This is a genomic window from Amycolatopsis sp. NPDC101161, from assembly GCF_044768185.1.
Taxonomy (GTDB): Bacteria; Actinomycetota; Actinomycetes; order Mycobacteriales; family Pseudonocardiaceae; genus Amycolatopsis.
The window spans coordinates 69,559-90,967 of the sequence record NZ_JBIWPI010000001.1 but is presented as its reverse complement, the minus strand read 5'-3'; the positions used below and the strand labels follow the sequence as shown (position 1 = coordinate 90,967).

Below are 21,409 nucleotides of genomic sequence, written 5' to 3'. Positions count from 1 at the left end.
CAACCCCTAGCGGAGCAGGCCTTCGCGGATCGCGACCCGGACGAACCCCGCGCGCCGGCGTTCGCCCGTCTTGTCGCGGATGCGGTCCAGGTAGGAGCGGACCGTCCGGACGCTGATGTTCAGGATCTCCGCCACGTCGACGTCGCGCTCGCCGGCCGCCACCAGCCGGAGGACCTGCTTCTCGCGCTCCGACAGCACGATCTTCGGGCCCGCGTGGCGCTCTTCGCTGTCCTGGATGATCATTCCGGCGAGCGTCGGCGACACGTACGCGTTGTCGTCGGCGATCGTGCGGATCGCGCGCAGGAGCTCGTCGCCGTCGACGTCCTTCGACAGGAACCCCTTCGCGCCCGCCTGCATCGCCCCCAGGACCTCCGGCTGTTCCGCGTGCGCGGACACCACCAGCACCTTGTGCCCCATCTGCCCCACTTCCAGGACCGCGGCCGCGTCCTGGACGCCCCGGAGCTTGAGGTCGAGGACCACGACGCTGCCCGCCGGCTGGTCCTGCACCGCGAACCGGGCCACCGAGTCGGCGACCGCGCCGAGCTCGATGTCCGGCGCTTCGGTGAGCACGCGCGTGAGCGCGTACCGGTAGAGCGGGTGGTCCTCGATGACCCCGACGGCGATGCGGCGCGGCGCCGGGGCCGGGGCGTCGCCGGCCGGTTCGCTCATTTGCGGCCGCCGCGCCGGGGCCCGGAGCCGCCGATCAGGCCGCGCCGGATGGCCTCCTTGACCAGCCCCGGCCGCCGCCGTTCGCCGGTCTTGTCGCGGATGCGGTCCAGGTAGCCCCGCACGGTCCGGACGCCGATGCCCAGGATCAGCGCGATGTCGACGTCCCGCTCCCCCGCCGCCACCAGCCGCAGCACCTGTTCCTCGCGCGGCGACAGCTCGACGTCCGCGGAGACGGCCGGCCGGTCCGCGTTGTCCTTCATGATCATCCCGGCGACCACGGCGGAGACGTACGCACCGCCGTCGGCCACCGTCTTGATCGCGATCAGCAGTTCGTCCGCGTCGACGTCCTTGGAGAGGAACCCCCGCGCCCCCGCGGCGATCGCCCCCAGCACGACCTCGGGTTCGGCCTGCGCGGAGACCACGAGCACGTGGTGCCCGAGCTCGCAGACCTCCAGCACCGCCGCCGCCCCCGCGACGCCGGGCAGGCCCAGGTCCAGCAGCACCACGCTGCCGGGTGGCTGCCGGTGGACGTGGAACCGCGCGACCGAGTCCACCACCGCCCCGAGCTCGATGAACTCCGCTTCGGCCAGCACCCGCTCCACGGAGACGCGGTACAGCGGGTGGTCTTCGATCACCGCGACCCGGACCCGGCCGGAGTCCAGGTCGTCCTCGGCCGAGCGCTCTTGTGTCATGTGCACGACTTTCACCCCGTTCCACCCGACGGAGCCGGCCGCCCGGCCGTGGCCGGGTCCAGCGCGGGGCCCGTCGGCACCAATGCCAGCAAACTACCTGCGACCGGTGACTTCGCCACGCTTCCGTAGCCGAGCGAGGCCAGAGCCTGCGCGTTCACCACCGGGTACTTCCGGCCCGTATCGGTCACCAGGTACGTGGTGGCCGAGCCGGATTCGACGACGACGGCTCCCCCCGACGGGGGTACGAACACCTCGTCCGCCACCCGTGCTTCGGTCCTCGTGGCGACCTGGATTGCCTTGGCACCAGGGGAAAGCGGGAATTCGGCCGAAACGAGCAACCGGCTGCCCTGAACGCACAACGCGACCGAGCCGCCGGTGATCGGCGCCTTGCCGGGGATGCGGTCGGGGAAGGCCGCGGGGTCGGCGCCCCCGGCGCGGGGCGCGGCGACCTTCGGCACGGCGGCGACGTCGGCCGCGCGGACCTCGACCGGCTTCGGCGTCCCTTCGTAGGCGGCCGCGTTGGCCGCGGTGTTCACCAGGAGGCTCGCCTCGGTCTGCCCGACCGGCTCGAGCCCGTCCCGGCGGACGAGGTAGTACGACGTCGCGGAGCCGGGCGCGGCCATCGCGTCCACGACGGCGAGGACCTGGCCGACGCGGGTGTCGCGCCCGCCCACCGCGGGGCCGCGGTCGCCGGCGCCGTCGACGGGCAGCGCGGTCAGGTCGCGGCCGGCCGGGACCGTGTCGATCCAGCGCGCGGAGACCGCGATCGTCGGGTAGCTGTCGAACTGCAGCGCGGTGGCGGCCTCGTCGGAGAGCTTGTACCGGCGGCCGCCGGCGAGCAGGAACCGGTCGCCCCCCGGCAGCCGGACGATCACGCCCTGGTCGCGCGGCAGTTCGACGCCGGACGCCGGCGCGGCGAGCAGCACGGCGGTGCGCGGTTCGGCCGACGCGGGCGCGTCCTGGGTGGTGCGGCTGCAGCTCGTCCACGGCGTGGTGACGAGCGCGCTCGCGGCGGGCAGCGAGTCGGGCGCGCCCGGGATGCCGATCTGCGTGCCGCGGCCGGCCTTGCCGAGGTTCTCCGAGGAGACGGACACGGTGGCGTCACCGGCGCCGCCGGCCAGCAGCCGCGCGGAGGCGTAGTTGAGGACGGGGTGCAGGACGCCGTCGGCGCCGAGCACGAACCGGGCGCCGGTGCCCTCCTCGACGATCACCTTGCCGCCGGCCAGCCAGTCCTTGCCGCCGGAGGGGTTGAGCAGGCCGATGATGCCGAAGACGGCGGTGACCAGCAGGGCGGCGACGAGCCCCAGCACGGTGGCGAGGACGAGCCGGCGGCTGGGCGAGACGGGGTGGTTGGCGTCGGCGGCGACGAGTGCGGAGACGAGCCTGCGCCGGAGGAACTGGTACGCCTGGATCTGGTCCCGCTGCGTCCACACGCTGACTGGCCCCCGGCTGTGCGTCGTCCTCCCGAGTGCCCGACGCTAGGCACCCGGACGGCGGATGGGGAGGGTAATTTTTACGCCCACGCGGCATCTGGGGAGGCAGTAGCGTCGGGGACCCGGGGAAAGGGGAGCCCGTGTCCGTCGAAACCGCCGGCGCCGTGCGCCCGGCACCGCCGCGGCCCGCGTCGACGCCGCTGCCCTGGCTGCTGCCGATCCGGCCGCTGCAGGCCGCGCTGTGGGAGATCGCGGGGATCGCCGTCCTGCTCGCGTGGCTGGTCGACGGCGTCACGCAGCCTGTGCAGCTAGGCGTCAGCGTGGCGGCCGGCTTGGTCGTGCTGCTGACGTCGGTGCGGTTCGCCGGGCGGCACCTGGCGGGCTGGGCGCTGACGTGGACGGCGTACCGGCTGCGGCGCCACGACACGCGCCACGACAGCCCCGATCCGCTGCTGCGGGTCGCCGGGCCGGTGAAGGTCCGCCAGCACGTCGACCGCGCGGGCAACCGCTTCGGCGTCGCCGAGGTCGACGGCGGCTGGAGCGCCCTGGTCCGGCTGACGCAGGGACCGGGCGCGCCGGGCCCGCTGGTGGAGGCGTTGCGTTCGGCTTATGCGCGCACAGACGTGCCGTTGGCATCGGCCCAGCTGCTGACGTGGGCCATCCCCCGCGGCGACCAGGTGCTGCGGGTCCGCTGGCTGGCGGTGCGCTACCGCCCGGACCTGGCCCCGATCGCGGCGTTGGCCCGCGGCGGCGGCGACCTCGGGGCGTTGCGCAGCACGGCATCGGCGGCGCTGAGCCTGATGGGCGCGCTGGCCGAGGCGGGGTACCAGAGCACCGTGCTAGAGGCCGGCGAGCTGGCGAAGGAGCTTCGGGTGGCGTTGGGAGTGCAGGGGACGTCTTCCGGGCCGCCGGACCGCTGGAAGTCCTGGGTGTGGGGCAACGGGAGCCAGGTGTGCTTCCGGCCGCGGTCGTCCCGGGTGGTGGACTTTTCGGTGCCAGGAGCGGCTTTCACGGCGACGTCGTACACGCTGACGCGGACGCCGGGCGGGCGCGAGAAGGCGGAAGTGACGGTGCGGGTGGGGGCTCGGCCTGGTGCCGCGGTGCCGGTCTTGGCGGCGGCGATTCCGCTGCACGGGCGCCACGGGGCCGCGGTGCGTCAGACGCTTCCGCTGGCGTTGGATTCCTGAAAGCCACTGTGCATCGCGGGAGAAACCCCTAGCGCTGAACTCGCTCGCGCGCGAACTGCCGCGCCCGAGGTCGAAAGGCTCCTCACGGAAGGAAGCTCGTGTCGGCCGTCCGGTTGGACAGCCGACACGAGCGATTTCCTTTCATGCTCGACCGCTGAGGCTCAGCCGCGGACGGCCTCGTAAACCCCCGCGATCATGCCCACGAACGGCACCAGCGACAACAGCACGAGAAACTCCGACACGTCCAAAAGCCGCGACCAGTAAGGCGAACGCAGCCCACGCGCCACCCGCGTCGCGTACACCAAGCACACCACCGCCGCCAAGATCACCGTGCCGCCGGCCGCGAACACCACCGTGCGGTTGCCCGACACCACCAGCCACACGCCCGCGCAGACCAACGCGAGAATGCCGAAACCCACCAGCACCAGCCGTTGGACCCGGCCCGCGTACGAACGGGACCGCAAGATCCACGCCACGCCCAGCAACCCCGCCAAACCCGCGTCCCACGGGCCGCCCGAAGACAGCACCACCGACGATGCCAGCACCACCAAGCCGAGGCCGACCAGCAACCCCGTCAACACCGCCTGCGCGCGGGATGTTCGGCCGATCATCTCCGTGCCCAGGGACGGCTGCTCGTCCGCGCGGAACGCCTCCATGTCGTCCGGGACGCGCGGCAACGGCAACCGGGCCAGGCGCAGCGCCAGCATCGGGGCCACCGCCGCCAGGGCGGTGGCCAGCACCGCGACCACCGCCGCCGCCGACAGAGGAGCGACGCCCGCCAGCAGCACCACGCCCGTCGTGATCGCGCCGAAGCCCGCCGCGCTCGTGATCGCCACGAACCACGGCAAGCGGTCGGCCACCGAGACCGCCGCCAGGACGCCGTACACCGTCACCGCCGCCAGACCCGCGGCCAGCGGGCCCGCCGACAGCGAGAACAACGGGTGCGGTGGCAGCACGGACATCCCCGCCAGCAACGCGACGCCGACTCCCGCCAAGGAACCGGCCGCGCCCGCTTCGGCGTCGCCGTACGCGCGGCTCAGCGCGCCGCCGCCGAGGAGCAGCACCAGGGCCAGCAGCCCGGTCCCGATCGGAGCCAGCACGCTGCCGGACGCCGCCGCCTGCACCAGCAGACCGCCGGCCAGCAGCAGAACGACCGCCGCGACCAGCCCGGACCGCCGCGCGACGGCCGGGCTCCAGCCCCCGGAAGAGTCGGCGACGCTGGCGATCGAGTCGATGACGTCGTCGAACAGCAGCGGACCCCGCGGGCGTTCCCGCGGGGTCAGGTGGAGCACTTCGCCGTCGCGGATCTGGGCGGCCGCGACGCTCAAGCCCAGGGCGAGCGGCGCGCCGCCGAGCCGGGACAGCACCCAGCCCGGGTGTTCGGCCGACGCCTGCCCGGCGGCCCCGGCCAGCCGCACGAGCTGCGGCACCAGCTCGGCGAACGTCGACTGCTGCGGCAGGGCGACGTCGACGCGGGCCCGCGGTGTCACCACCGTGACCCGGCGCGTCGTCCCGGTCAGAGAAGCGGTCATCAGACGTTCTTGGCGGCCGAGATGACCGGGGCGAACTTCGCGTTCGACGCCTCGGCGAGCTTCTGCAGCCCGGCGTTCACCGCTTCGAGGACGATCTCCGACAGGTTGCGGGCGTCGTACTCGCGGATCGCGCGGGGGTCGATGTCGATCGAGGTGAAGCGCCCGTCGCCGCGGAGGGTGACGGTGACCTCGTTCTGCCGCGAGTGCGCCTTGACCTCCATCGCCTCGACCGTGCGCTGGATCCGCTGGACCTCTTCGGTCTGCTTGCGCACCTGAGCGAGCAGCTCGTCCATGTCCGGCACCGCGTACGGATCGGTCACTGTTGCGTCCCTTCGTGCTGGCGGACGCGGACACTGCCCACGAACCGCTGGAAACCGGGTGAGAGCCGCCGCGCGGTCGCGGGCGCGGCCGTGCAGGCGAGCTCGAGCACCAGCCGCTCCTCCGGCGTGGCGCCGGGGACGGTCAGGTGCACCTGGGTCTGGATCAGCTCCTCGCCTTCGCCGGTGCGCAGGCGCAGCAGCTGCATGACGCCGGGCGCGGCCGGTTCGCCGACGTCGCGGCGGCTCACCACCTCGAGTCCGGCCGAGACCAGCGAAAGCCGTTCGACGGCTTCCTCCGCGATGGCGTCGATCGACGCGTCGTCCGGCCGCTGCTGGACGCTCACCGTGATGTTCGGGACGAACTCGCCCGGTGCGGCGTCGTGCACGGCGACGAACACCGCGCCGGAGCCGCCCGGGTCGACGGCGGTCCACCCGTCCGGGATGACGAAGTCGAGGGGAAGCGTCATCACAGCCCCACGTACGAAACGGCGTCGTCCCAAGCGGATCCGACGGCGTCGGCCGCGTCGGTTGCCGCGTGGCCGACCGCGTCGACGGCCGCGCCGCCGTACTCGCCGATGGTGTGGCCGAGCTTCGGCAGGTCGATGTCGATCTTCGCGCCGACGCCGAGCCCGAGCCCCAGCGCCGCGCCCGCCTTGAAGTTGACCTTGATGTGCCCGGCGTCGTAGACGGCTTGGGCGTCGAGCTGCGCGCCGAGGCCGTACTGCAGCGTGCCGTTCGCGCCGACGCCGATGCCGGCGACGTCCGCGGCGACCTCGCCCTCGACCTTCCCGCCCACGAAGGCGTTCGCGTGCGCGCCGACGCCGTGCGCGCCGATCGTGCCGGACCCGCTGACCTCGCCGCCGGCGAACACCGTGCCCTTGGCGTGGGCTTCGGCCACGCCCCACTCCTTCTTGAGCTCGGCCTCGCCGTGCACCGCAGCCAGTTCCGCGTGCCCGGACGCGCCGGCGTCCCAGCCTTTCGACGTGATCTTCCCGTCGTACTCCGGGGTGAGCCCGTCCTGCTCGTGCTGGAACTTGTAGTACGTGATCTCGGTGTTGCGGCCGATCTTGTCCTTGAGGCCCTCGGCTTCCGGCTGCCCGAACGGCGTGTCCGCCTTCTTCGGCGCGCGCGTGCCTTCGAGGCCGTCCCAGGTGAGCTTCTTCCAGCCGGAGTTGCCGAACCACGACGGCACGGTCCGCGGCCGCTTCCGGCCGTCCAGCGGTTCGCCGTTGAGCCAGTGCAGCGGGCCGCGGGCCCACTTGCCCAGCTCGTGTTCGAGCCGGCCGACGCCCTCGGGCGGGAACAGCTCGGCGAGCGCGTCGGAGAACTCGTCGACGACCTGGCGGGCGGCCTGCACGCTCTGCTCCCCGAGCTGGCGCGCGGCCTGGATGAACGCGCCGACCGAGCCGGAGTTCACCGCGCGGGCCTGGGCGGTCAGCTGCTGGGCGTACTGGTCGAACTGGGCGATGATCGAGTCGACGGCGGCCTTCGCCGACTGCACGAGCTGCGAGGCCGTCGAGAGCCGTTTCGCCTGGTCGTCGAGCTTCGTGGCCGCTTCGGTGAGCTCGTCGCCGAGCTTCCCGGCGGCCGTCGCGAACGCGGTGTAGGCGTCGCCGTCCCAGTCCGCGTGCAGGGTCTTCGCGGACTCGTCGATCTCCTTCGCCTTGCCCGAAACCGTCGTGGCCTGGGTGGCGACCCGCTGCGACGCGGCACTGAGCGCACCGGGGTCACCGGTGACGCGTCTCTGGCACTCCACCAGGACGCGCCGGTACCCGGACAGCACGGAGCTGACCACTCCCGACGCGTCGACGACCCCCGAGGACCACATGGCTAGTTCCCGGCGGCGTCGTAGCCGACGTGCTGGCTGAAGTGCTTGCCGTTGTAGTCCATCGCGATGTCGATGTCGAAGTCCTGGCCGCCCGGAGCCTCCACAGTAGACTCACCGGTGGTGAGGTTGGTGTGGATGACCACCTCATCGGCGCTGTGCACCGGCGCCGGCTGCGTGACCGGGGCGGGCTGGGTGACCGGCGCCGGCTGGGTCGGCACGGTCGCGCCGTGCTGCGCCGGGTCCACGGCGATCCAGCTGTTCGCCGGGTTCAGCGGGGAGCCGTTGCCGGACACCGCCGTCCCGCCGCCGGTGCTGGAACCGCCGCCGGTGGCGAGCGCGGGCGGGGTGTAGTCGGTGAACGAAGGCTGCTGCGGGATCCCCCCGCCGCTCCCGCCCGCCACCGCCTGCTGCCCCGACGGGCTCGCCACCGGCGACGGGGCCTGGGGCGCCGTGACCGGGGTGTTCCCGATCGACGGCGTCGTCGCGCCCGCGCTGCCGGAGTCGTGGTGGAAGAGCTTCTCGATCTGGCCGATGACCTGCGCCAGCTGGGTGATCTGCTGGGCGAGGTCGACCGCGCCGAGCGCCTTGAGCAGCGCGCCGATCGCCGTGATGAACGCCCGCAGCGACGCGCTGGTCGCGGTCGACAAAGCGACCGCCGCGCCGTAGGTCCACCAGTTCGACATCAACGCGGCGACCGTCGGGTTCACCGCCGAGACCACCGCGCGGTAGGCCTCCTGCGCGGTCTTGATCAGCGTGCCGGAGACGCCGAGCAGCTCGGCGCCCTTCTGCACGACACCGATGATCTTCGTGAGCTGGTCGAGGGAGTCGGAGATCTTCTTCAGCGCCGACTCGCTCGCCGCGCCGGACCAGATCTTGCCGAGCTGGTCGGCGGCCTTCGTCAGCTCGTTGTACATGCTGAGGAACTGCTCGGCCTTGCGGACCAGGTCCGCCACGTGCTTCGCGATCTGCTCGGGCTGGCCCGTGACGATCTGCGGCAGGATGGTGATCGGCCCGCCCGAGGACGCGGTCGCGTCCATCGCGCTGGAGTTCGGGAAAGTCAGCATCGGACCTCACAGAGATTCAAGGACGGACGATCAGGCGACGACGGACGCGGGCCGGTACACGCTGACCTTGGCCAGCCCGCTGATGCGGGCGTCGAGGAGCCCGTGGTTGTAGAGGCGGCCGCCGTCGCCGGCGACGCCGATGACCGGCTGGCGGTCGGAGAACAGCAGCGGCTCCACGACCACGACGTCCCCGCTGTGCACGCCGCCGGGGACGTCGGAGAAGGTGCGCGCGGTGCCGGCGTAGACCTCGATCAGCCCGACGCGGGCCTGGTTGTCGGCGTCGCCGGCCAGCCAGTCGTTGAAGTCGGCGACGCCGTGGAAGCGCGTGTCGGTGATCGGGTGGTCGCCGAGCCTGCCGAGCCGCGCGTCCCCCAGGTAGCGCAGCACGTTCCCGACCGACGACGGCTCGCCGTGGGCGCCCGCGCTGTCGTTGATCGCCAGGGTGGCGAGCTCCGAGGCGTGCGGGCTCCCCCAGATCGACGACGTGGGCGCCGCGGACCCGTCGTGGCCCCCGCCGTAGCCGGCCGCGGTGGCCTGGTCGGCCGCCTGGTAGGCGTCGGCGCTGGCCTTGACCAGGCCGTTGATCTGCTGCAGCAGCTGCAGGAGCGTGCGGACGGCGGTGACCTGGCTGGAGTGCAGGGCGGCGTTCGCGGCGGCGACGGCGCTGCCCAGCCCCGCGAACGACAGCGGCTGCACGACCAGGCGCTCGAGGTCGGACACCGCGTTGATGCCGTGGGCGATGATGCCTCCGACGTTGCCGACGGAAGAGCGCATCGCCTCGGGCTCAGCCCGGTACTCGCCGGCCATGGCTCTCCTTCCGCGGGTGGCTGCTCGGCAGAGCGTAGGTTCGGCCCCGGAAGCGGGCGGACGGCAAAAGTACCCACCGCGCCGTGTCGGCGAGTGGCCAAAATACCGGTCAGCGCCCTTCCGATCTGCTGGAGCCTTGACGCATGAGCCTCACGCCCGAGCGACCTTCCGAGATCGTGCTGCAGTCGCCGCCGATGCTCCCGAAGAGCTCGTCCGGCGGCATGGTGCAGCTGATGATGTTCCTGCCGATGATGCTCGGCATGGGCGCGATGTCGTTCGTCTACATCGGACGCGACGGCGGCGTGATGACCTACATCTTCGGCGCCCTGTTCATCTGCGCGATGGGCGGCATGGTCGTGATGTCGCTCGGCCGCGGCGGCATGGCGAAGAAGGCGCAGATCAACGACGAGCGCCGCGACTACCAGCGGTACCTGTCCGGGCTGCGGTCCCAGGTCCGGGACATCGCCGACGGCCAGCGCGCGGCGATGGTCGCCGTCCAGCCCGACCCCGCCGACCTGTGGGCCTACGTCGAGTCCGGGAAGCTGTGGGACCGGCGGCGCACCGACGGGCAGTTCGCGCAGGTCCGCGCGGGCACCGGCCCGCAGCGGCTCGCGACGCCGTTGAAGGCGCCGCAGACCGTGCCGCTGGAGGACCTGGACCCGGTGTCCTCCACCAGCCTCAAGCACTTCATCCGCACCTACTCCACGGTCGACGGGCTGCCGGTGGCGCTGTCGCTGCGCTCGTTCGCCGCGGTCACCGTCGCGGGACGGCGCCCCGACGTGCTCGGCTTGACGCGGGCGCTGCTGTGCCAGCTCGTCACCTTCCACTCGCCGTCCGACCTGCGGGTCGCGCTGTGCGTCCCGGCAGACCGGCAGCACGACTGGGAATGGGCGAAGTGGCTGCCGCACGCGACGGCGGCCGGCGCGACCGACGCCGTGGGGTCCCGCCGGCTGGCGGCCGACTCGGCGGCCGGCCTGGCCGAGCTGCTCGGCGCCGACCTCGGCGAACGCCCCGCGTTCAGCCGCCGCGCCGCGGCCGAGCTGGACCTGCCGCACCTGATCGTCGTCGTCGACGGCGGCAACGCCCACGGCGAGCCCCGGCTGATCGGCGAGGACGGCCGGCTCGGCGTCACGGTCATCGAGGTCGGGCAGGAGCACCCGCGGACGTTCTCGACCGAGCGGCTGCTGAGCCTGCACACCGCGCCCGACTCGCTCGGCATGGTCGTCGGCGACGCCACCGAGCAGCGGCTCGGGTTCCTCGGCCGCCCGGACGTCCTCGACCGCGGTGCCGCCGAAGCCCTGGCGCGGATGCTGACGCCGTTGCACACCCCCGCCGCCGTCGTCGGCGAGAAGCCGATGTCGTCGACGTTCGGGCTCGCCGGGCTGCTCGGCATCGGCGACCCGCGCGACACCGACACGACCGTGACGTGGGCGCCGCGCGCGGCCCGCGACCGGCTGCGGATCCCGCTGGGCGTCAACCCCGAGGGGCGGCCGGTGGACCTGGACCTCAAGGAGTCGGCCGAGGGCGGGATGGGCCCGCACGGCCTGGTCATCGGCGCGACCGGCTCGGGCAAGAGCGAGCTGCTGCGGACGCTGGTGACCGCGCTGGCCGTGATGCACTCGTCGGAGACGCTGAACCTGGCGCTCATCGACTTCAAGGGCGGCGCGACCTTCGCCGGGATGACCGGCCTGCCGCACACCTGCGCCGTCATCACGAACCTGTCCGACGACCTCGCGCTGGTCGACCGCATGGCCGACGCGCTCAACGGCGAACTGCTGCGGCGCCAGGAACTCCTGCACGCGGCGGGGAACTACGCGTCGGTGCGCGACTACGAGAAGGCGCGCGCGGACGGCACGCCGCTCGAGCCGCTGCCGTCGCTGCTGGTCATCATCGACGAGTTCAGCGAGCTGCTGTCCGCGCGGCCGGAGTTCATCGACCTGTTCGTCGCGATCGGCCGGCTCGGGCGGTCGCTGGGCATCCACCTGCTGCTGGCGTCCCAGCGGCTGGAGGAAGGCCGGTTGCGCGGGCTCGACTCCCACCTGTCGTACCGGATCGGCCTGCGGACGTTCTCCGCCGCCGAAAGCCGGGCGGTGCTGGGTGTCGCCGACGCCTACCACCTGCCGCCGGTGCCGGGGTCGGCGTACCTGAAGGCCGACACCGACTCGCTGATCCGGCTCAAGGCCGCGTACGTCTCCGGGGAGCTGCCGCCGCGCAGCACGGTCGTGCGCGAGGACGGGCAGGAGCTCGGTGTGCTGCCGTTCTCCCTGGCACCGGTGGAGATCCCGGTGACGACCGAGATCGAAGACGCCCCGAAGGCCGACGGCACCGGCGAGACGATCATCCACGCGATGCTGTCGCGGCTGGAGGGCCGCGGCCCGGCCGCGCACCAGATCTGGCTGCCGCCGCTGAACGAGCCGCCGACGCTGGAGCAGCTGCTGCCACCGCTGGGCGAGGACGCCGCACGCGGCCTGTGCCCGCTGGGCTGGGGCGGCAACGGCAAGCTGACGATCCCGGTCGCGCTGGTGGACAAGCCGTTCGAGCAGCGCCGCGACATGCTGTGGGCCGACTTCTCCGGCGCGGGCGGGCACGCGCTGATCGTCGGCGCGCCGCAGAGCGGGAAGTCGACGCTGATGAAGGACATCGCGGGCATGCTCGCGCTGACCCACACCCCGGCCGAGGTGCAGCTGTTCATCCTCGACATGGGCGGCGGCGCGCTCGCCCCGATCGCCGGACTGCCGCACACGTCCGGCTACGCCACCCGCCGGGACGCGCAGCGCTGCCGCCGGGTCGTCGCCGAGCTGACGACGTTGCTGGAACAGCGCGAGGAGTTCTTCTCCGCGCACGGGATCGAGTCGATCACGACGTTCCGCCAGCGGCGGGCGGAGTTCACCGAGAGCACCGACGGCCGCGAGTTCGGCGACGTGTTCCTGTTCGTGGACAACTGGACCACGATCCGGCAGGAGTACGAGCAGCTGGAGGAGCAGATCACCGGGCTGGCCGCGCGCGGGCTCGGGTTCGGCATCCACGTGATCGTCTCGCTCAACCAGTGGATCGGCGTGCGCGCGCAGCTGCGCGACGCGATCGGCACGCGGTTCGAGCTGCGCCTCGGCGACCCGATGGACTCCTCGATCGACCGCAAGGTCGCGGTCAACGTCCCCGCCGACCGGCCCGGCCGCGGCATCACGGCGGAGAAGCTGCACTTCCTGGCGGCGCTGCCCCGTATCGACGGCGACCAGCGCCCGGAGACGGTCGGCGCGGGCGGCGTCGACCTCGTGCGCCGGATTTCCGACGCGTGGAAGGGCCCGCGCGCGCCGCAGGTCCGGCTGCTGCCGCCCGAGGTGCCTCTCGATGGGTTGCCGGCAGCGCCCGCGCGCCAGGTCACGTTGGGGATCGCGGAGTCGACGCTGCGGCCGGTACACCTGGACTTCGCGGCGGACCCGCACTTCGTGGCGTTCGGCGACGTGGAGTCGGGGAAGTCGTCGCTGCTGCGTGCTCTGGCGCAGGGCATCACGTCGAAGTACAGCCCGGAAGAGGCGGCGATCATCGTCGCGGACTACCGCCGCGGCCTGCTGGGCGCGGTGTCCGAGCCGCACTTGCTGGGGTACGCGGGTGCGGAGGGCAAGCTGACGGACCTGATCGCGGAGTGCGCCACCGCGATGCGCAACCGCCTGCCGGGGCCGTCGGTGACGCCGGAGCAGCTGCGCAACCGCTCGTGGTGGCGCGGGCCGGAGCTGTTCGTGCTCGTGGACGACTACGAGCTGGTGGCGACGGTCGGCCGGAACCCGTTGCAGCCGTTGCTGGAGTTCTTGCCGCAGGCGCGGGACATCGGCTTGCACGTGATCATCGTGCGGGGGTCGGGCGGCGCCGGGCGGGCGTTGTTCGAGCCGGTCCTGCAGCGGCTGCGGGAGCTGGGTTCGCCGGGGCTGATCATGTCGGGCACGAAGGACGAAGGGGCGCTGCTGGCGGACGTCAAGCCGTCACCCCAGCCGCCGGGCCGGGGAACACTGGTGTCACGCCGGCACGGGACGGGGCTGGTCCAGGTGGCGTGGACCAAGCCGGCGGAGTCCTAGGGACCCGCGAGCTCCCTCAGCTCGGCGACGAACCGGCGCACGGCGTCGCCGTCCGGTCCGGGGAACCGCGCCTCCACGGCCGCCGCCAGCGGACCCCGCAGCAGCGCCAGCACTTCCTCGCGCGCGGCCGCCGGGAGGTCGCCCAGGTCGATGGTGCGGAAGCCGTGCTCCGAGGCCAGCCGGAACTGCTCGGCGACCGCCGGATCGGTGACAGCGCCCGCAAGGTGGTCGACGACCCGGTAGTAGACGCCGCTGGAGGCGGTCCAGCACCGCCCGTCCGGCAGCACGAGGTTTCCGGACATCGCTCCCCCTTCACCGCACCGGCGAGGTCATCTCGGCGGAGAAGCGGTAGTAGCAGACCGCGCGGTGCTTGCCCTGGGCCCAGGTGTCCGACGTCGGCGTAATGACCTGGACGCGGGCGCCGGGCAGTTGCTTCGCGTCTGCCTCGCACCGGGCCAGCGACCGGTGGTAGACGTCGACGATGTCGGGCATCGGGCCGTCCTCCAGCGCGACGACTTCGAACGCCTCGCCGGTGTGCGCCTCGGTGCACGACCGCTGCACGACGTCGGTGTTGCCCGAAGCCGGTGGCGACCAGAAGCAGTCGCCGGCCGCGAGGTCGAGCCCGTGGGCCACGCCTTCGGGCAGCCGTTCCCCTGACGCCACCGCGGCCCGCTGCTGCCACCACGTCGTCCCGGTGGCGAGCTGGTACCCGAGGAACCCCATCCACCCGGCGAAGGCGACCAGGCCGCAGATCACCAGGACCAAGCCGCGCTGGTGCTGCTTGCGGATCCGGACGATCGCGACGACGGCGAACACCGGCGCGAGCCACCCGCCGAGCAGGCCCGAAACGAGCGTCGCGATGGCGTAGCGGCTGACCGGCTGGTTGCGCAGTTCCTCGCGCATCAGCTCGTCGAACAGCTCGGGATCGTGCGATGGCGCGGACATGGTTCCCCCTCGTGCGGTTGCCCGGGGAACTCTAGCCCGCGCCTTTCGGCGGGACGGAACGCTTTTCACCGTCAGCGACTTACCGACTTCGGTAGGTTCCGGAAAATTCCCGCGCAACTTACGTTGGGCGAGTCGTCCCGTTCGGGACTGATCATCCGGATCACCTGGCCGAAGGGCATTTTCATGCGAATGTCGAGGGCTGTTGCCGCGGTGGGTGCCGCCGCCGCGGCGCTGAGCTTGGTCTCAGCGGGGGTTGCGGACGCCCAGCAGGACATCATCGGCGGGAGCACCGTCTCCTCCGCGCCGTGGGGCGCCCAGATCTACTGGAACAACGTCACCACCTACGGCGGGTTCGAGTGCTCTGGGACGATCATCGCCCCGCAGTGGGTGCTCACCGCCCAGCACTGCCTGAACTCGCCGGGCATGCACGTCAAGGTCGGCAACGTGACGCTCCAGCAGGGCACGAACGCCAACGTCGACCAGCAGAAGGCTTCGCCCAACGGCGACATCGCCCTGCTGCACCTGACGACCGCGGTGAACACGACCTTCATGAAGCTCGGCACCGGGAACCCGCCGACCGGCTCGACCAACCAGATCTACGGCTGGGGCCGCACCCAGGGCACCAGCCCGCCGTCGAGCACCCTCAAGACCGCCAACGTGCGCGTCACCGGCACCAGCACGGACGCGTTCGGCGGCACGGCCATCGCCAGCCAGGGCGTCAACGGCTCGGCGTGGCACGGCGACTCGGGCGGGCCGGAGCTCTACAACGGCGTCCAGGTCGGGGTGTGCTCGACGGGGAACAACTCCGGGTCGAACCCGCAGGGCACGCAGAACTACGCGAGCATCGCGTCGAGCCGCAGCTGGATCCGCACCACGGCCGGCGTCTGACCCACCCGTGCCGGCCTCCCCGCCCGGGAGGCCGGCACGCGGCATACTCGCCGCCATGGAGTTCCGCACGCAGGTCCTGCTCGGCGGCAAGACGGCGACCGGGCTGCCGGTGCCCGACGCCGTCGTCGAGGCGCTGGGCGCCGGCAAGAAGCCCGCGGTGACCGTGACGCTCGGCGGGCACACCTACCGCACGACCGCGGGCGACGAGGTCGACGTCAAGATCCCCGCGGACCTCGTGGAAGCGCTTGCCGCCGACGACACCGCGCGCGCCCGGTTCGAAAGCCTGTCCTACAGCGCGAAGCAGTCGGCCGAGACCCGGCAGCGGCGCGTCGCCAAGGTGATCACCGACCTGCGCGCCGGCAAGTGACCGACGCCGCCACGGTCCTGCGCGTCCTCGACGCCGTGCGCCCGGCCGGGGTGTGGCTGGCGGGCGGCTGGGGCATCGACGCGCTCCTCGGCCACCGGACGCGCGACCACCGCGACCTCGACCTGCTCCACTGCTCGGACGCCGAAGACGCCGTCCTCGAGGCACTGACCGCCCTCGGCTACCGCGAGACGCTCGACCTGCGCCCGGTCCGGTTCGTCCTCTCCGACGGCTCTGGCGAACTCGATCTCCACCCGCTGGTCTTCGCCGAAGACGGCTCCGCCGTCCAGGCCGCCGACGACCACGGCGGGACCTTCCACTACCCCGCGGACTGCTTCGTCACCGGGCGCGTCCTCGGCGTCCCGGTGCCGTGCATTTCGGTGGCCCAGCAGGTCTTCTTCCACCAGGGCTACGAGCCACGGCCGCACGACCTCGCGGACATGCGCCACCTCCGCGAGGCCTTCGGCGTCGAAACCCACTTCTAGTCCACAATAGACCGTCGCAACGCGGCTTTGTCCGGTTTCCCCGACGGGGCGACGGGAACCGCGCCCACGAAGCTGAACCGCGCCGGCACCGCCGCCTCCCCCAGCTCCGCCGCCACCGCCTTGCCCACCGCGTCGAGGTCCGGCTCGCGGCCGGGGACCGGCACCACGAACGCGTGCGCCGCCTCGCCCGTCACCGGGTCCGGCACCGCCACGACGTACGCCTGGTCGACGTCCGGGTGCGCGGCGATCGCCCGCTCGATCGGGCCGGTGTAGTGGATGACCGCGTTCACGATCACGACGTCGCGGGCGCGTCCGGACAGGTGCAGGTACCCGGCTTCGTCCACGAACCCGAGGTCCTGGGTGCGCACCCAGCCGTCGCGCAGCACCTCCGCCGTCGTCGCGGGATCGCGCCAGTACCCGGCGAACGCCGAGGGCGTGCGCACCCAGATCTCGCCGTCGCGGCTCTCGACCTCCACCGTGTCGCAGGCCTTGCCGACCGACCCGAGGCCCTCGCCGGCCGGGCAGATCGTCAGCATCCCGGTCTCGGTCTGGCCGTACGCGTGGTGCATCGCGGGCCCGATCCGCTCGGCTGCCTCGGCGAGCTGGTGCGGCGGGACCGGCGACCCGGCCACGATCAGCACCCGCAGCGAGCTCAGGTCGACGTCCTCTTCGCGCAGCACCTCGAGCACCTGGTGCAGGCGCGGCACGGTCATCAGCGCCGCGGTGATCCGCAGCCGCGGCAGCACCCACGGGAAGTCCGGCAGCTCCTCCGGCACCACCGCCGTCCCGCCGGCGAGCAGGCACACCCCCAGCTGTTCGAGCATCACCGCGCTGCTGAGCGTGCCGAACAGCAGGTACCGGCCGAACCCCGCGCCGAGCCGTTCGTGGGCCGAGCCGGGCACCGGCGGCCGCCACACCCGGCCCTCGGTCAGCGCGCGGTAGTCGTAGGCGACGCCCTTCGGCACGCCGGTGCTGCCGCTGGTGAACACGACCGTCGCGACGTCTTCCGGGCGCCCCCGCGGCACCGGTTCTTCGTACGCGGCGAGCAGTTCGGGCCCGACGCGCAGGATCGGCACGCCGACGACGGTGCCCAGCAGCTCCGGCGACTCGGACGCGGCGTCGACGACCAGCGCGTCGACGTCGCCGACGACGTGCCGCAGCTGCGGCACCGGCAGGCCGGGCCGGACCCCGACGACCCGGCAGCCCAGCACGTGCGCGGCGACGATCGCGGCGAACCCCTCCGGCGTGACGGCGGTGGCGATGCCGACGCCGTCCCCCGGCCCGAGCCCGGCCGCCCGCAGGCCCGCGGCGAACCGGCCGACCAGCTCCCGCAGCTCGCCGCGCGACGTGACGCGCGAGCCGTGTTCGAACGCGGGAGTGTCCGGGGCGCGCCCCAGCTCGTCCAGCAGTGCCTGCGGGTGGACCATCTCGACCGCCTTTCGCCCGGGGCGTCCCGGTCTACCGGGTGGATCTCAGAATTTCGGCAGAAGGCCGCAGGACCACGGCCGCCGCGACCGCGACGGCTCCCACCAGGACGGCGGCCGCGGTGAGCGTCGTGAAGTCCGGGTGCACGATCGACTGGCCGCGCTGCGCCTGCCAGGTGAGCAGCACCAGCAGCCCGGCGTAGCCCGCACCGGTGATCCGGACGAGCCGGCGCCGGACGACGTCGGAGGCGAGCGCCGGGTTCCGCCGGGCGAGCAGCAACAGCCCGAACGCGACCAGCGGCAGCACCTGCAGGCCGTGGATGCCGACGAAGTGCGGGATGCGCAGGTCCCCGCCCACCGTGCTCCAGCCCAGCACCGGCAGGCCGGGGCCGCCGTCCTCGACGCCGACCGAGTGCGCGCCGAACGTCGCGGGCTTGCCGCCCGCGTCGAGCACCGCCTGCTGCGCCGGCGACGGCGAGAACATCAGCATCGCGACGCCCATCCCGGCCAGCGCCAGGCCGGTCCCCCAGCGCAGCGCGGAGGTCAGCGCGCGGTCCGGCAGGCGCTGGAAGAGCAGCAGGACGACGACCGCGGCGGTCATCAGCCACGCCGCGTACGCCCCGCCGGCGACGACGTTGTTGATCGCGACGTCGGCCGGCGTCGTCTTGTTGAAGTGCAGCGTGTGGTCGCGGAAGATCATCTGCACCACGATGAGCCCGACGTCCACGCCGATGCCCGCGGCGAACACCGTGCCGAACCACCAGCCGGCGCGCCGGCCGCGGCGCACGTGCGTCAGCAGCCAGGCCAGCGTCAGCGCGTACGTGCCGACCGAAATCGAGAACTTGAACGGCTTGAGCCAGATCGGTGCGTTGACGAGCGTGCGATCATCGACGAGCAGCCCCAGCAGCGAAGCCGCGCAGAGCACCCCCATCACCCCGGCGAGCACCACCAGCGGACGGTGCCACGACCGGAGCGTGACCAGCGGATTTCCCTTGTCTGCCATGGCATACAGCCTGGCCGGGACCACCCCTGCGGGCACTGGAGCACGCCCCCGTCCGAAGGTGGGGCGGCCCCCACCGGCCCCCTGTGGGTAATAGTGCCGTCACCACGACCGGCAGTTGTGCCGTTTGACCACACAGGCCTCTTTTCTAGCGTGACTTTCACACCGCGCGGACCACCGCGCCAGGGGAATTCGCTTCAGGAAGGAGGTGGCCCGTCGATGTCCAGTCCGGGATTCCAGGCAGATTCCGCTGCCATGACGCGCGCCGTCCAGGGTTTCGAGGAAACCGCGACGAACGCCAAGTCCACGATGGCCAGCTTGGAGTCCGAGCTGACCGAGGCCCTGCGCAACTACAAGGGTGACCAGGCCGTGGCGTTCTGGGACCTCCAGCGCCGGCTCCAGGAGAAGATGACCGTGGCGGTGAAGGAGCTCGACACCATGTCGCAGCTCGTCCACACCAGCCACCAGAACTACGGCCGCGGCGACGCCGACGTCCACCAGAGCTTCCAGGGGGTCGGCAACTCCCTCGAGGGCTCGGGCGTGATCCCCCGCCTCAACCCCTGACCCGAGAGGACGCCCACCATGGCCGACGTCGTCGAAATCAACTTCGCCGCGCTGCAGCACAGCTCGGCATCCCTGGCCGCCAAGGCCAAGGCGCTCACGTCGCAGCTGGAGCAGCTGCACCAGAACCTGCAGCCGATCACCGCGACCTGGTACGCCTCCGGCAGCTCCGCCGGTGACGCGGCCCGCCAGTCGGAGACCCGGCTGCGCCAGGCCACCGCGGACATCGTCGCCATCATCGCCCAGTTCGGCGGCAAGGTCGGCGAGGCCCACGACCTCCAGCAGTCGCTGGAGAACCGCAACCAGGGACTGTTCGCGGGCTGATCCGCGCCCAGACGTCGGTCGGCCGGTGCGGGAAACCCCCCGCTCGCACCGGTCGACCGGCTTTCCCCATGTCCGCCGCGCGCCCAGAGAGCCGGGACCGATGCCAGACCAGTCGTACTACGTCCACCTGGAATCGCTGAAGGACTTCGTGCGGGAGCTGGAGACCCAGATCCACGCGATGTCGAAACCGAACGACTTCCTGCTCACCCTCGGCCAGGAGCCGCTGCTGTTCGGCGAGTTCGGCGAGGCCGGGTCACTGGCCGACGCCCACCGCGCCGCGGTGTCGGAGATGCAGGGCCTGCTCGACCAGGTCCGCAGCGCGATCGGGTTCGCCCAGGACGTCACCACCACGGTCGCCGACGGCTACCAGAACGCCGACCAGGCGGTGGCCGGGGACCTCCACCACTCGGGCGCGGTCACGAACCTGCTCGACCCCGTGCTGGGCCTGCTGGGCCTCGGTGACTCGGACGGGAGCCGCAAGGGATGACGAAGCACAACACCGCGCACACGAACTTCGCCGCGTACAGCCACCAGCAGCTCTACGCGATGCTCCAGGCCGGCGACCCGAACAGCGCGCGGCACGCCGCCGACAAGTGGAAGTCCGCCGCGCTGCACCTGCACGAGCAGGCCCACAACCTCAACTCGGAGCTCACCGAGTTCAAGGACCAGTGGACGGGCGGCGCGGCCGACCAGTACCAGCACATGATCATCGACCTCGCGAACGGCATCTCCAAGGTGGCGCAGACCGCCGAGGCGATGAACGTGATGCTCGACGACGCCGCCGACGCGCTGGTCAAGGCCAAGAAGGAGATGCCGCCGCCCGTGTCGGTGCCGGACGTCTCCCCCGCCGACGTCGCGCTCGCGGTCAACCCGCCGCTGCTGCCGCCGGACTCCTCCCCCGCCGTCCTCCAGGCCGCGGCGCAGCAGCGCCAGCAGGCCATCGCGAACGTCGAGGCGCAGCAGTCCGCCGCCAACGCCGCGGGCAACGCGCACGGCAAGGCGATCGCCGTGATGACCGAACTGGCCGGTGAGTACACCGTGGCCGAGGACTCGATCCCGGCGTCGCCGAACGCCGTGCAGACGCCCACCGCGCCGCCCGCCGGCGGTGGCGCGGGTGGTGTGGGTGCGCCCGGCCTGGTCGGCAACGGCGTCACCGATCCCGGCGTCGTGGTCACCCCGACCGACGGGCACCCGCTGCCCTCGACCGGCACGCCGCAGCAGCCGGGAACGACCGTGCCGACCTCGAACCCGCTGTTCGGCGACATGTTCACCGCCGGGCTCGCCGCGGCCTCGGCCGCCGCGTTCGGCCGGTTCGGCTCGATCATGCCGAAGGTGCCGTCGTGGGCGTCGGGCAAGGACCCCAAGGACAACAAGGAAGAAGCGCCCGGCACGAAGCTCGGTGGCGGCGGTGCGGGCGTCGAGGGCGGCGCCGGCGGCGGCATCCCGATCGGCGGCGGTGACGCGCCTTCGCTGGGTGGCGCCGGCGGCATCCCCGGCGGCGCCGGCATCGGCGGCGGGGGCGACGGCCCGGCGGCGCACTCCGGCCTGGCCGGCGACGGCGGCGCGGGCAACGCACTCAGCGGCCTCGCGGGCGGCGCGGCCGGAGCCGTGGGCGCGGCGGCGGCCAAGAGCGCGATGCCGATGATGCCCATGATGCCGATGGGCATGGGCGGGGGCGGCGACATGGGCTCCGGGCGCCGGATCCCCGCGTGGCTGGTGGAAACCGAGAACGTCTGGGGCCAGTCGGCCCCGGTCGCGCCGCCGGTCATCGGCGAAGAGCCCGAAGCGTACTGATCACCCGACGAAACGGAGGCGG

General features: G+C 72.7%; 22 protein-coding genes. 9 read left to right on the top strand and 13 right to left on the bottom strand.

Going from position 1 to position 21,409, the window contains the following annotated elements:
• Window positions 1-6 precede the first annotated feature (6 nt).
• From ACIRSS_RS00475 to eccB, 3 genes are read right to left on the bottom strand one after another with little or no spacing between them, the layout of a single operon-like run.
• Window positions 7-669: a response regulator gene (locus ACIRSS_RS00475; protein ID WP_400888915.1), complete on the bottom strand. Its 663-nt coding sequence runs from the start codon at window positions 667-669 to the stop codon at window positions 7-9.
• Window positions 666-1,361, bottom strand: coding sequence for a response regulator (locus ACIRSS_RS00470; protein WP_400888912.1), 696 nt, complete (start codon window positions 1,359-1,361; stop codon window positions 666-668). The genes ACIRSS_RS00475 and ACIRSS_RS00470 overlap by 4 nt, the downstream gene beginning before the upstream one ends.
• An 11-nt stretch (window positions 1,362-1,372) precedes the next feature.
• Window positions 1,373-2,794: a type VII secretion protein EccB gene (gene eccB / locus ACIRSS_RS00465; RefSeq protein ID WP_400888909.1), complete on the bottom strand. Its 1,422-nt coding sequence runs from the start codon at window positions 2,792-2,794 to the stop codon at window positions 1,373-1,375.
• A gap of 140 nt (window positions 2,795-2,934) precedes the next feature.
• Between eccB and ACIRSS_RS00460 the strand changes: the two genes are divergently transcribed.
• Window positions 2,935-3,981 carry a type VII secretion protein EccE gene (locus tag ACIRSS_RS00460; RefSeq protein ID WP_400888906.1) on the top strand — a complete coding sequence of 349 codons (1,047 nt, stop codon included), beginning with the start codon at window positions 2,935-2,937 and terminating at the stop codon, window positions 3,979-3,981.
• Window positions 3,982-4,142: 161 nt separating this feature from the next.
• Here the strand turns inward: ACIRSS_RS00460 and eccD are convergent, their stop codons facing one another.
• From eccD to ACIRSS_RS00430, 6 genes are read right to left on the bottom strand one after another with little or no spacing between them, the layout of a single operon-like run.
• The gene (gene eccD / locus ACIRSS_RS00455; RefSeq protein ID WP_400888903.1) at window positions 4,143-5,513 is read right to left on the bottom strand and encodes a type VII secretion integral membrane protein EccD; all 1,371 of its coding nucleotides are present in this window, start codon (window positions 5,511-5,513) and stop codon (window positions 4,143-4,145) included.
• Window positions 5,513-5,833: a YbaB/EbfC family nucleoid-associated protein gene (locus tag ACIRSS_RS00450; RefSeq protein ID WP_086674669.1), complete on the bottom strand. Its 321-nt coding sequence runs from the start codon at window positions 5,831-5,833 to the stop codon at window positions 5,513-5,515. Before ACIRSS_RS00450 ends, eccD begins: the two co-directional genes overlap by 1 nt.
• Window positions 5,830-6,300 (bottom strand): hypothetical protein, encoded by a 471-nt coding sequence (locus ACIRSS_RS00445; RefSeq protein ID WP_400888900.1) that lies wholly within the window; start codon window positions 6,298-6,300, stop codon window positions 5,830-5,832. The genes ACIRSS_RS00450 and ACIRSS_RS00445 overlap by 4 nt, the downstream gene beginning before the upstream one ends.
• Window positions 6,300-7,661: a WXG100 family type VII secretion target gene (locus ACIRSS_RS00440; protein ID WP_400888897.1), complete on the bottom strand. Its 1,362-nt coding sequence runs from the start codon at window positions 7,659-7,661 to the stop codon at window positions 6,300-6,302. The genes ACIRSS_RS00445 and ACIRSS_RS00440 overlap by 1 nt, the downstream gene beginning before the upstream one ends.
• Before the next feature lie 2 nt (window positions 7,662-7,663).
• The gene (locus ACIRSS_RS00435) at window positions 7,664-8,725 is read right to left on the bottom strand and encodes a hypothetical protein (RefSeq protein ID WP_400888894.1); all 1,062 of its coding nucleotides are present in this window, start codon (window positions 8,723-8,725) and stop codon (window positions 7,664-7,666) included.
• 30 nt (window positions 8,726-8,755) lie between these two features.
• The gene (locus ACIRSS_RS00430) at window positions 8,756-9,532 is read right to left on the bottom strand and encodes a WXG100 family type VII secretion target (RefSeq protein WP_400888891.1); all 777 of its coding nucleotides are present in this window, start codon (window positions 9,530-9,532) and stop codon (window positions 8,756-8,758) included.
• Between the two features lie 143 nt (window positions 9,533-9,675).
• Between ACIRSS_RS00430 and eccCa the strand changes: the two genes are divergently transcribed.
• A complete protein-coding gene (gene eccCa, locus ACIRSS_RS00425; RefSeq protein ID WP_400888888.1) occupies window positions 9,676-13,602 on the top strand; it encodes a type VII secretion protein EccCa in 3,927 nt (1,308 codons plus the stop codon).
• Here eccCa and ACIRSS_RS00420 read toward each other — a convergent pair.
• Both ACIRSS_RS00420 and ACIRSS_RS00415 read right to left on the bottom strand, forming a co-directional pair.
• On the bottom strand, window positions 13,599-13,904 hold the full coding sequence (locus ACIRSS_RS00420) for a hypothetical protein (RefSeq protein WP_400888885.1): 306 nt from the start codon (window positions 13,902-13,904) through the stop codon (window positions 13,599-13,601). The genes eccCa and ACIRSS_RS00420 overlap by 4 nt on opposite strands.
• A 10-nt stretch (window positions 13,905-13,914) precedes the next feature.
• A complete protein-coding gene (locus ACIRSS_RS00415) occupies window positions 13,915-14,547 on the bottom strand; it encodes a hypothetical protein (RefSeq protein WP_400888882.1) in 633 nt (210 codons plus the stop codon).
• A gap of 183 nt (window positions 14,548-14,730) precedes the next feature.
• On the opposite strand from ACIRSS_RS00415, the gene ACIRSS_RS00410 reads away from it, so the two are divergent.
• From ACIRSS_RS00410 to ACIRSS_RS00400, 3 genes are read left to right on the top strand one after another with little or no spacing between them, the layout of a single operon-like run.
• On the top strand, window positions 14,731-15,435 hold the full coding sequence (locus ACIRSS_RS00410) for a S1 family peptidase (protein ID WP_400888879.1): 705 nt from the start codon (window positions 14,731-14,733) through the stop codon (window positions 15,433-15,435).
• A 55-nt stretch (window positions 15,436-15,490) separates the two neighbouring features.
• Window positions 15,491-15,802, top strand: coding sequence for a YdeI/OmpD-associated family protein (locus ACIRSS_RS00405; protein ID WP_400888877.1), 312 nt, complete (start codon window positions 15,491-15,493; stop codon window positions 15,800-15,802).
• The gene (locus tag ACIRSS_RS00400; RefSeq protein WP_400888874.1) at window positions 15,799-16,284 is read left to right on the top strand and encodes a nucleotidyltransferase domain-containing protein; all 486 of its coding nucleotides are present in this window, start codon (window positions 15,799-15,801) and stop codon (window positions 16,282-16,284) included. Before ACIRSS_RS00405 ends, ACIRSS_RS00400 begins: the two co-directional genes overlap by 4 nt.
• Here the strand turns inward: ACIRSS_RS00400 and ACIRSS_RS00395 are convergent.
• Window positions 16,281-17,711 (bottom strand): AMP-binding protein, encoded by a 1,431-nt coding sequence (locus ACIRSS_RS00395; protein ID WP_400888871.1) that lies wholly within the window; start codon window positions 17,709-17,711, stop codon window positions 16,281-16,283. The two genes, ACIRSS_RS00400 and ACIRSS_RS00395, sit on opposite strands and share 4 nt — an antisense overlap.
• Window positions 17,712-17,742: 31 nt before the next feature.
• Entirely contained in the window at window positions 17,743-18,711 is a 969-nt protein-coding gene (locus ACIRSS_RS00390) for a hypothetical protein (RefSeq protein ID WP_400888869.1), read from the bottom strand.
• 216 nt (window positions 18,712-18,927) lie between these two features.
• Between ACIRSS_RS00390 and ACIRSS_RS00385 the strand changes: the two genes are divergently transcribed.
• The 4 genes from ACIRSS_RS00385 to ACIRSS_RS00370 all read left to right on the top strand — a co-directional run bounded on the left by ACIRSS_RS00385 (window position 18,928) and on the right by ACIRSS_RS00370 (window position 21,387).
• Window positions 18,928-19,272, top strand: coding sequence for a WXG100 family type VII secretion target (locus tag ACIRSS_RS00385; RefSeq protein WP_086856673.1), 345 nt, complete (start codon window positions 18,928-18,930; stop codon window positions 19,270-19,272).
• 18 nt (window positions 19,273-19,290) lie between these two features.
• The gene (locus tag ACIRSS_RS00380; RefSeq protein WP_020644701.1) at window positions 19,291-19,593 is read left to right on the top strand and encodes a hypothetical protein; all 303 of its coding nucleotides are present in this window, start codon (window positions 19,291-19,293) and stop codon (window positions 19,591-19,593) included.
• A 100-nt stretch (window positions 19,594-19,693) separates the two neighbouring features.
• The gene (locus ACIRSS_RS00375) at window positions 19,694-20,080 is read left to right on the top strand and encodes a hypothetical protein (protein ID WP_086678248.1); all 387 of its coding nucleotides are present in this window, start codon (window positions 19,694-19,696) and stop codon (window positions 20,078-20,080) included.
• On the top strand, window positions 20,077-21,387 hold the full coding sequence (locus ACIRSS_RS00370) for a WXG100 family type VII secretion target (RefSeq protein WP_400888866.1): 1,311 nt from the start codon (window positions 20,077-20,079) through the stop codon (window positions 21,385-21,387). The genes ACIRSS_RS00375 and ACIRSS_RS00370 overlap by 4 nt, the downstream gene beginning before the upstream one ends.
• Window positions 21,388-21,409 lie beyond the last annotated feature (22 nt).

What these genes read in the sequence shown, in the direction of transcription:
- ACIRSS_RS00405 (WP_400888877.1), top strand. Translation starts at nt 15,491, where the DNA reads ATGGAGTTCCGCACGCAGGTCCTGCTCGGCGGCAAGACGGCGACCGGG.
- ACIRSS_RS00410 (WP_400888879.1), top strand. Translation starts at nt 14,731, where the DNA reads ATGCGAATGTCGAGGGCTGTTGCCGCGGTGGGTGCCGCCGCCGCGGCG.
- ACIRSS_RS00415 (WP_400888882.1), bottom strand. Translation starts at nt 14,547, where the DNA reads ATGTCCGCGCCATCGCACGATCCCGAGCTGTTCGACGAGCTGATGCGC.
- ACIRSS_RS00370 (WP_400888866.1), top strand. Translation starts at nt 20,077, where the DNA reads ATGACGAAGCACAACACCGCGCACACGAACTTCGCCGCGTACAGCCAC.
- ACIRSS_RS00380 (WP_020644701.1), top strand. Translation starts at nt 19,291, where the DNA reads ATGGCCGACGTCGTCGAAATCAACTTCGCCGCGCTGCAGCACAGCTCG.
- ACIRSS_RS00430 (WP_400888891.1), bottom strand. Translation starts at nt 9,532, where the DNA reads ATGGCCGGCGAGTACCGGGCTGAGCCCGAGGCGATGCGCTCTTCCGTC.
- ACIRSS_RS00375 (WP_086678248.1), top strand. Translation starts at nt 19,694, where the DNA reads ATGCCAGACCAGTCGTACTACGTCCACCTGGAATCGCTGAAGGACTTC.
- ACIRSS_RS00440 (WP_400888897.1), bottom strand. Translation starts at nt 7,661, where the DNA reads ATGTGGTCCTCGGGGGTCGTCGACGCGTCGGGAGTGGTCAGCTCCGTG.
- ACIRSS_RS00385 (WP_086856673.1), top strand. Translation starts at nt 18,928, where the DNA reads ATGTCCAGTCCGGGATTCCAGGCAGATTCCGCTGCCATGACGCGCGCC.
- ACIRSS_RS00435 (WP_400888894.1), bottom strand. Translation starts at nt 8,725, where the DNA reads ATGCTGACTTTCCCGAACTCCAGCGCGATGGACGCGACCGCGTCCTCG.
- ACIRSS_RS00420 (WP_400888885.1), bottom strand. Translation starts at nt 13,904, where the DNA reads ATGTCCGGAAACCTCGTGCTGCCGGACGGGCGGTGCTGGACCGCCTCC.
- ACIRSS_RS00390 (WP_400888869.1), bottom strand. Translation starts at nt 18,711, where the DNA reads ATGGCAGACAAGGGAAATCCGCTGGTCACGCTCCGGTCGTGGCACCGT.
- ACIRSS_RS00470 (WP_400888912.1), bottom strand. Translation starts at nt 1,361, where the DNA reads ATGACACAAGAGCGCTCGGCCGAGGACGACCTGGACTCCGGCCGGGTC.
- ACIRSS_RS00395 (WP_400888871.1), bottom strand. Translation starts at nt 17,711, where the DNA reads ATGGTCCACCCGCAGGCACTGCTGGACGAGCTGGGGCGCGCCCCGGAC.
- eccCa (WP_400888888.1), top strand. Translation starts at nt 9,676, where the DNA reads ATGAGCCTCACGCCCGAGCGACCTTCCGAGATCGTGCTGCAGTCGCCG.
- ACIRSS_RS00475 (WP_400888915.1), bottom strand. Translation starts at nt 669, where the DNA reads ATGAGCGAACCGGCCGGCGACGCCCCGGCCCCGGCGCCGCGCCGCATC.
- ACIRSS_RS00445 (WP_400888900.1), bottom strand. Translation starts at nt 6,300, where the DNA reads ATGACGCTTCCCCTCGACTTCGTCATCCCGGACGGGTGGACCGCCGTC.
- eccD (WP_400888903.1), bottom strand. Translation starts at nt 5,513, where the DNA reads ATGACCGCTTCTCTGACCGGGACGACGCGCCGGGTCACGGTGGTGACA.